Origin of the sequence: uncultured Nostoc sp. (assembly GCF_937863485.1) — a bacterium.
GTDB lineage: Bacteria > Cyanobacteriota > Cyanobacteriia > Cyanobacteriales > Nostocaceae > Nostoc.
Window position 1 is genome coordinate 156,814 of record NZ_CALMFY010000057.1, and the last position, 8,317, is coordinate 165,130.

At 41.7% G+C, this 8,317-nt stretch carries 9 protein-coding genes and 1 pseudogene; 7 read left to right on the plus strand and 3 right to left on the minus strand.

The window, feature by feature from the left end:
* Positions 1–538 precede the first annotated feature (538 nt).
* Positions 539–868, plus strand: coding sequence for a hypothetical protein (locus Q0541_RS08810; RefSeq protein WP_298908377.1), 330 nt, complete (start codon positions 539–541; stop codon positions 866–868).
* 452 nt (positions 869–1,320) lie between these two features.
* Positions 1,321–2,448 carry a succinylglutamate desuccinylase/aspartoacylase family protein gene (locus tag Q0541_RS08815; RefSeq protein WP_298908380.1) on the plus strand — a complete coding sequence of 376 codons (1,128 nt, stop codon included), beginning with the start codon at positions 1,321–1,323 and terminating at the stop codon, positions 2,446–2,448.
* 76 nt (positions 2,449–2,524) lie between these two features.
* Here the strand turns inward: Q0541_RS08815 and Q0541_RS08820 are convergent, their stop codons facing one another.
* Complete coding sequence (locus tag Q0541_RS08820; protein WP_298908414.1) at positions 2,525–3,607, minus strand: ATP-dependent 6-phosphofructokinase; 1,083 nt, start codon at positions 3,605–3,607, stop codon at positions 2,525–2,527.
* Between the two features lie 283 nt (positions 3,608–3,890).
* Here Q0541_RS08820 and era point away from each other — a divergent pair, with 283 nt between their 5' ends.
* The 5 genes from era to Q0541_RS08845 all read left to right on the plus strand — a co-directional run bounded on the left by era (position 3,891) and on the right by Q0541_RS08845 (position 7,887).
* Complete coding sequence (gene era / locus Q0541_RS08825; protein WP_298908383.1) at positions 3,891–4,865, plus strand: GTPase Era; 975 nt, start codon at positions 3,891–3,893, stop codon at positions 4,863–4,865.
* Between the two features lie 255 nt (positions 4,866–5,120).
* The gene (locus Q0541_RS08830) at positions 5,121–5,798 is read left to right on the plus strand and encodes a response regulator transcription factor (RefSeq protein ID WP_298908390.1); all 678 of its coding nucleotides are present in this window, start codon (positions 5,121–5,123) and stop codon (positions 5,796–5,798) included.
* A 110-nt stretch (positions 5,799–5,908) separates the two neighbouring features.
* On the plus strand, positions 5,909–6,178 hold the full coding sequence (locus Q0541_RS08835) for a UPF0175 family protein (RefSeq protein ID WP_298908393.1): 270 nt from the start codon (positions 5,909–5,911) through the stop codon (positions 6,176–6,178).
* Entirely contained in the window at positions 6,175–6,435 is a 261-nt protein-coding gene (locus tag Q0541_RS08840) for a hypothetical protein (RefSeq protein ID WP_298908398.1), read from the plus strand. The genes Q0541_RS08835 and Q0541_RS08840 overlap by 4 nt, the downstream gene beginning before the upstream one ends.
* A gap of 1,011 nt (positions 6,436–7,446) precedes the next feature.
* Positions 7,447–7,887, plus strand: a complete 441-nt coding sequence (locus Q0541_RS08845) for a hypothetical protein (protein ID WP_298908401.1) — start codon at positions 7,447–7,449, stop codon at positions 7,885–7,887.
* On the opposite strand, the gene Q0541_RS08850 is transcribed toward Q0541_RS08845, so the two are convergent.
* Both Q0541_RS08850 and Q0541_RS08855 read right to left on the minus strand, forming a co-directional pair.
* Positions 7,863–8,009 (minus strand): hypothetical protein, encoded by a 147-nt coding sequence (locus tag Q0541_RS08850; protein ID WP_298908403.1) that lies wholly within the window; start codon positions 8,007–8,009, stop codon positions 7,863–7,865. The genes Q0541_RS08845 and Q0541_RS08850 overlap by 25 nt on opposite strands.
* A 99-nt stretch (positions 8,010–8,108) precedes the next feature.
* Positions 8,109–8,317, minus strand: a pseudogene (locus Q0541_RS08855) (hypothetical protein); the annotation flags it as partial.

An 8,317-nucleotide genomic window follows, 5' to 3' on the forward strand; every position in this document is an offset into this window, starting at 1 on the left:
CTGTGTGTTTTACATCATGGGCGCTGGCGGTACTGGAACTGGTATTTCTAACAGTTTGGTTCTGGATACCGGAGACGGATAAGACACGATCACTGGCACAGGTATTGGCGGCAGCGGTGGCCGCCAGGACGGTATACAATACCCCCCATACGACAAGGGCGCCAACGGTGCTACTGGGACAGGCATCGCCAATAGTGGCAGTTTTAATACAGGGAACGCAAACGACACGATCATCGGCACAGGGAACGGCGGCAACAGTGGCACCAGTCCTGTCGGCAACGGCGATGGCGGTACTGGAATCGGCATCCAAAACACTAAAGACGCCACCATTACTACAGGGTGGGGCAACGACACGATTATCGGTTATGGGAACAGTTCTGAAAAAAACGCCATCAGCTATGGCATCTTTAACGATGGAGTCATTGATACGGGCAAGGATTCTGACAAACTTACCGGACAGGCATCTTCAACAATTGGTGCTACTGCCTATGGCATTTATGGACAAGGAATCATCAAGACTGGCGATGGGAATGACTCTGTGATCGCCACCAGTATCCTAGATGGAGTTCAACAAAAAGTCTCTATCGGTGGCGGGATCAAGATTGATCTGGGCACTGGGAATGACTACTTCAAAGGATTTGGGGAAGCGAGTGTTAATGGCGGGGACGGTTTTGACACCCTGGATTTGGGCGCTTTCAAACGCTCCCAAGTGATTGTATCTGGTGTTCTTTCTGGCAATACCCTTGAAAGTGCCAACATCAGTTTCAACAACAATGGAAATTCCATTAGTTTGTCTACGACTGGCTTTGAGAAATTTATCTTTGCAGATAGCTCTTTTTGCTACAGCACTTTGGCAAACGGGGCATGAGTTTGTTAATTCCTCTATCTCGTGTTTTAATCCCTGAGTGTTTAATTGAGTTTACGTCCCCCTCCAGTTGAGTTGATCCGAACTTTCTGAGCTTCTGCCTCAGCTTGTCGCTCTTTATGTCTCAATTTCTCTTGTTTGACTAACAAAAGAAATTGAGCATAGCTAATTCGCAATATTTGTTTAGTATGGTGGGGATATTTGTAAATATAGGGTGGGTTACACCTTCGTCGTAACCCATTATTGCTATAAAAGACTCTCTGCATAGATAATTTGGTGCATTAGCCTACCCTTCTCCTATCAGAGATGCTACGTGTAGCTTAGGGGTGCGGGAACGCTAAAAGCGAACGGCATAACACACCCTACAAAGATACTTGGTATGATTTGGGTTTACGTGGCTTTTAATTCGGTACAAATACAGCCATAATTTACTCAAATTATCACTGAATTCTCTTATGCTGCCAGTTATTGAAACTATTTTCTTACGTCAAATGGCTTCGGGCGATCGCCTCTACTTACAACTATACAAATTCATCGGCGCTCAACCTGGTAAAAAGGTTTACATTCAATCTAACCTGCACGGTGCAGAAATTGCTGGCAATGCCGTTATTCACCAGCTAATTGAGTTTTTATTAACAATAAATGATACAGATTTAACTGGAGAAATTTGGCTAGTTCCAGTTTGTAATCCAATGGGGACAAATGAACGCGCTCATCATTTCTCTCCTGGACGATATTGCGTTTACGAAGCCAAAGACTGGAATCGCATATTTTGGGACTACGAAAAAGAAGCTGATGATTTAGTAGCTTTTACTAAATCTCAACTTCATATTGAGCTAGAGGTGGTTCGACAAAATTATCTAACTATAATTAAGCAACAATTTGCGAAAAATTTAGAAAAAATTAATTCTCCTAGTAGTGTGCCCTACACTAAGGTTTTTAGCTACAAACTACAAAATCTGAGTTTAGATGCAGACTACTTAATTGACTTACATAGTTCTACAGATCAAGCTTTAGAGTACCTTTATTACTTCCGAAATCGAGAAGACAGTGCGAAATACTTCGGGTTTGATTTTGGAATTTTACTTGATAAATACGATGGTGATGCTTTTGATGAAGCTTTTATCAAACCTTGGTTAGCACTGGAAGCTTGTTTTAAAGAGTTGGGTAGAGAAATCAAGTTTGATGTGGAAGCTTGGACACTGGAATTGGGAACAGGAATGCAAATGAACCCTGATTCAGTCGCTAAAGGTGTACAGGGTGTGAAAAACTATTTAGCACAAAAAGGTGTACTGCAAATTCCTGATTTATTGGATGACACAAAAACCCATGAAATGACTTTCACATCTAGCAGCAACAGGAAAAAATATTATGCGATCGCAGGTGGCATGATTCAATCCAGAATAAAATTAGGTAGTTCAGTAAAAGCTGGAGAAAAACTGTATCAAATTCTCAGTTTTAATAAAGAAGGTAAGTTACCCAGTGTAATTGATGTCTGCGCTCAACAGGATGGATTAGTTTATGATGTCGCAACTAATCAGGCTGTGAATGAAGGCGAGTTCGTATTGGGAGTTATTAGTTAGGAGTTAGGAGTGAGGAGTTAAAAAACTTCTCACTCAGCACGGGCTAAACCCTAGCTATCCGCTAACAGCACTAAATTTAGTCGCCTAAATAAATACCCATACCACGAGCGGTTTTAACTAAAGTACCATTCGGATCGACGGCGCTATATTGAGCGATCGCTTCTGTAATTGGTACACTTAATACTTGGCGATTTTGCCAAGTCACCATGCGATCGTATTTACCTTCGGCAATTAGATTAACCGCCGCAACGCCAAAAACAGTTGCAACTAATCTATCGAGTGGTGAAGCAGTTCCACCCCGTTGAATGTGTCCTAAAACTGTGACTCGCGTTTCTACACCAATGTGCTGAATAATTTTATCTGCTAAATATTCGCCAATTCCACCGTATCGAGATTGACCTAAACGATTTGTAATCGTCACATTTTCCCCATCTTGGGTACGAACCGCTTCCGAAACAATAATCAAACAATAGTTTTTGCCTTTATCTTGGCGTTCTTTGATTTTGTGGCAAATGTGGTCAACTGTGTAAGGGATTTCCGGAATTAAAATTACATTTGCTCCCCCCGCAATTCCCGCAGCTATTGCTATGTGTCCGGCATCACGCCCCATTACTTCTAAAATCATGACTCGGCTATGACTTGCAGCAGTAAAATGTAACCGATCTAGTGCTTCCGTGGCAATATTGACTGCTGTATCAAAACCGATGGCATGTTCAGTAACGCCAATATCGTTATCAATCGTTTTAGGAATACCAACTAGATTAATCCCGCCTTGTTGGGCGAGGCGACGGAGAATTGCCAAGCTACCATCGCCGCCAATCCCAATCAAAGCGTCTAAATCTAGTTGATGATAACCTGCAATAATTTCTTCGGAGCGATCGCATAAACTTCCATCCGCCATTGGAAAAGCAAAAGGGTCGCCTTTATTGGTTGTCCCCAACATTGTGCCACCCGCAGTTAATAGCGAGTCAACTTGATCAATTTCCAGCTTGGTGAATTGTGGTGGACGCGCCATTAATCCTAGAGTCGCTTGACGAATTCCCAAAACCTCCCAGCCGTAGGTATTCACAGCACAATTTACTACAGCCCTAATCACAGCATTTAAGCCAGAACAATCACCTCCACTGGTAAGAATTCCTATGCGTTTGCGTTCTCTAATATCTTTTATTGACATTTTGATCCAAATATATTGAGTAGTCGATGAAATTTAAGCCAAAGTTAGCAGCAGATTAAACCTAAGTAAAAATCTTCTCTGTAAATGCCAAAGTAATTTTATGTTTGTTTTGTATCTAAAAACAAAACAAAGTTATCTCAGCTGTAAAATATTAAGTGTAGAGCCAGTAGTAGATTAAACCTCGGCAAAAACAATCCCTAAAAATGCCAGGGTGATTTTATGCTTGTTTTGTGTCTAAGAAAAAATCAAGTTATCCCAGCTGTAAAATATGAGGGTGGAGCCAAAGGTGACTAGTATTGAAAATTACACTTTCTCTTTTTCAGGAGAAGTAACAATCCCACAGGCTCCTCCTGAATTTAAATCAGGTTTTATCGGCATTGTTGGTCGTCCCAATGTCGGTAAATCTACTTTGATGAATCAATTAGTAGGACAAAAGATTGCCATTACATCACCAGTAGCACAAACAACACGTAACCGTTTGCGCGGTATATTAACTACACCAAAGGCGCAGTTAATATTTGTAGATACGCCAGGAATTCATAAGCCCCATCATCAATTGGGGGAAGTTTTAGTGCAAAATGCCAAAATTGCGATTGAATCGGTAGATGTAGTGCTATTTGTGGTAGATGGAGCGGTGGCATGTGGTGCAGGCGATCGCTATATTGCCGATTTGCTCAGTCGCAGCAAAACACCGATAATTGTGGGTGCGAACAAAATCGACCAACAACCCGCGGATTCTCAGTTTCTAGATGATAGTTACGCCCAGATGGCTAAGTCCCATGAATGGGAAATCGTGAAATTTTCTGCCAAGACTAATGCAGGATTACCGCAACTTCAAGAATTATTAATTGAACATTTAGAAATTGGGCCATTATACTATCCTCCAGACTTGGTAACTGACCAGCCAGAGCGCTTTATTATGGGTGAATTGATCCGAGAACAAATTTTATTATTGACTCGTGAAGAAGTACCCCATTCAGTAGCGATCGCTATTGATCTAGTAGAAGAAACTCCCAGTATTACCCGTGTACTTGCTACCATCAACGTCGAGCGCGATTCCCAAAAAGGCATACTCATTGGCAAAGGCGGAGCAATGCTCAAAGCGATTGGTAGTGAAGCTCGTGAACAAATCCAAAAGTTAATCGCTGGTAAAGTTTACTTAGAATTGTTTGTCAAAGTCCAGCCAAAATGGCGACAGTCGCGGATCAGTTTAGCAGAGTTAGGCTATCGCGTGGAAGAATAAAAAAGTTAGGAGTTAGGAGTTATGGGTTTTGAACTAAAAACTTATGAAGAACTTTTAACTCCTAACTTGGACAATTTTAGATTTTAAATTTTTCCTTCAATCCAAAATCCAAAATTGAAAAGTTAGGAGTTAGGAGTTATGGGTTTTGAACTAAAAACTTATGAAGAACTTTTAACTCCTAACTGGGACAATTTTAGATTTTAAATTTTTCCTTCAATCCAAAATCCAAAATTGAATAACTCCTAACTGATAAAAATGTCTTTAGATACTCGCTATCCCTTAAATTTACCGATAAATGCTCCGCCGTTGCGCGTGTTAATTGTCGAAGATGATCCGATGATGCAACTGGGATTAGAGCAATCGTTAATGGCTCATCCTCAGTTGGAGATAGTTGGACAAGCAGAAGATGGTTATTTGGGAGTTCAAGCAGCACTGCAACTGAAACCTGATTTGGTGGTTATGGATATTGGGTTGCCGCGATTGGATGGCATTGCAGCGACACAGCAAATTAAGGCGGCGTTGCCAGCAACTCATGTGGTGATGCTGACATCTCATCAAACGGAAACAGAAATTATTGCTGCCCTGTCTAGCGGTGCAGATGCATATTGCATCAAAGGTGCAAGTGTGGAACGATTGTTAAGTGCGATCGCAGCCGCAGTTGATGGTGCAGCCTATCTCGATCCCCAAATTGCGCGGCGAGTAATTGATAATCTCAAACCGCCCTCACCCACCACTAATACCGCCAACTTATCTGGGCGCGAGTTAGAAGTGTTGAAACTCATGGTAGACGGGTTGAGTAACCCAGAGATTGCCGCAAAACTCTATCTCAGTCCCAACACCATCAAAACTCATGTCCGGGGGATTATGAATAAATTAGCAGTAGACGATCGCGTGCAAGCAGCAGTTGTGGCACTCCGTTCTGGGTTAGTTTGATTACTAGAACTTTTACCTTTCCCCCTTCCTCTTTCCTCCTTGCCCTTCGTGTAAATATTTCAAGGTGCTTTTGCAATGGCAAATGTTCAACATCTCTAAAAGAATAACCAATGCATATTTTAATAGAACTCCCTGACAACATTGCTAATCAACTGCAACTCGAACCCGCCAACATTTCTCGTCGAATTTTGGAACTTATTGCGGCTGACAGCTATCGCCAAGGTCACATTGGAGCAGCTGAAGTTCGCCGAATACTCAACTTTTGTTCCCGTTGGGAAACCTACGAATTTCTCAAGCGTGAAAAAGCCTACTTGCCTTACACTGAAGACGACCTGAAACAAGATGTTCAAAACATCCGCAGCGTTTTAGGCACACAATGATTATTGTTTCCAATACTTCTCCAATCAACTACTTGATCCTGATTGGGCAGATTAATCTTTTACCCGAATTGTTCGGGCAAATCATCATTCCTCTGGCAGTCCATAGCGAACTATCCAATGCATCCACTCCACCATTTGTCCAAGCCTGGATTGCGACTCCATCCACTTGGCTCAAAATTCAAGTTGTCAATCAACCTTCAGATGAAATTGTCGAGCTACTCGATCCCGGAGAACGTGAAGTCATTCTTTTAGCCTAAGAACTGAATGCAGATTTACTCCTGCTAGACGAAATGAAGGCGCGTCGCACCCCTAAAGAAAGAGGGTTTATCATCACAGGCATCCTCGGAATTCTCGATCAAGCTGCGACTATGAAACTCATTGATCTAGCTATTGTTGTTCAAAGCCTTCAATCTACATCCTTCTAGGTCTCTGACAGTTTGTATCAGAAGTTGTTAAATAAGCACTTCTAGAAACTCTTAATATTCTTGGTTCCATATCACTTGCGGCTGCAAGGCGCTTTGACACCTGCGCTATAGAAATTTGAAACTCGCCCATCTGCCGCACCTTTGACTTTCAAGTTCGCACGAATTTTTAATCCCATTTACAAGTAGAGGCGTACATATATATGTACGCCTCTCTAGCCGATTCATTTGTTGCCAAGATTTTTGAAAAATAGTCTACCTCAATCCATTTTAGTTAAAAGAGTTTGAGAATTCATTCGGGTCTAGATCAGCAGGAAATAATAAAATTTCCTTGCCTTCTAGCTTTGCCTTCTGGTGAAGCACAATTGCCTTCTCCAAAAAACAATATTTAATTGGAACCCACCCATCGTTATAAAAGTAGACAGTCACTCGGCTCATTGCATACTCTTTCAACGGCATTGGAAGGTACCAGGACGAGTTCACAATTAGAACTTTACCTGTCGAGTCCATGCTTTGAACCTCAGTTAGTAAGTATATTTACTCTGACTACTTTCACTCATCCAGGTGAGTTTTAGTAACTATCATAAGTAATAAGTTAATGAGACTTTAAGTTAGATACTTAGGTCGCAAGTTCAGAAGTTAACAAGTTTTAAGTTGGGATTAAGCCTTAGTAGTTGGTAAGGAATTTTCGGGCGAAGTTTGACAGGTTGTCTTTTGACGCAACTATTCTTTTAAAATTATCGTTCCTAAATACTGGTGGAAAAATAGCATCAAAAATCTTTGAATTTTCCTTTAATTGCCTTTCCCCAGTCAAGCTAGTCTACTTCGCTTACTCTTTGAAACTCTATGTTCCACTTTACCCTAGAAAAGAATTTGGGATGGCTATTATTAATTTCGGTTCTGATTGCCACACCAGTTAATGCCCATACCGAAAAGGTGTCACAAGACGTAGGCGGGATGCTGCATATTGAACCCAATGACAATCCTCAAGCTGGCAAAACCGCTCATGCTTGGATTGTCCTCACCCGTAAAGGCGGGCGACTAATTCCCCTGACACAATGTAACTGTCAGTTGGCTGTTTACCCTCAACCTCACAGCGAAACTGATACCCCATTGCTGAAGCCCAGTTTACATAGTGTATCAACTAAGCAATATAAAAACATTCCCGGAGCCGAGATCGTATTTCCCAAAGTAGGAGCTTATGAATTGGAGTTAAGCGGTACTCCCAAATCTGGAGCTAATTTCAAACCCTTTGTGTTATCTTACACCGTCACTGTTGGTTCATAAAAGCTGAACTGGTAAGATGTCGTGCCGTAGCAAGATCCCGTAGGGTTGAGAAATTGTGGTGCGATCGCCTCCATTGCGGTAGCGATCGTATAACCTAGTACCGCAAGGCGGAAGTCACTCATTCAAAAGGAGCCAGTGCGTTGGGCGGCTCTGCCGACTTAAAGCAACTGGCGTTCAAAAGTATTACGAAATGGGCTTTTTAGGGTTTTTAAATGGTTGCTCTATTTCCGCCGTGTTGTACTAGTTTTATCAAGAAATCTTTTGTGTCTTTGGGAACCGCCTGTAAAAGTTTGAATGCTGTGGTTTCGCCTCTGTTCTTGAGATTCTGAATCATTGTTAACGGAGTTCAAAGACTTATTCACGAGTATCAAAGACTCATTCACGAGTATCAAAGACTCGTTAACGGAGTTCAAAGACTCATTCACGAGTA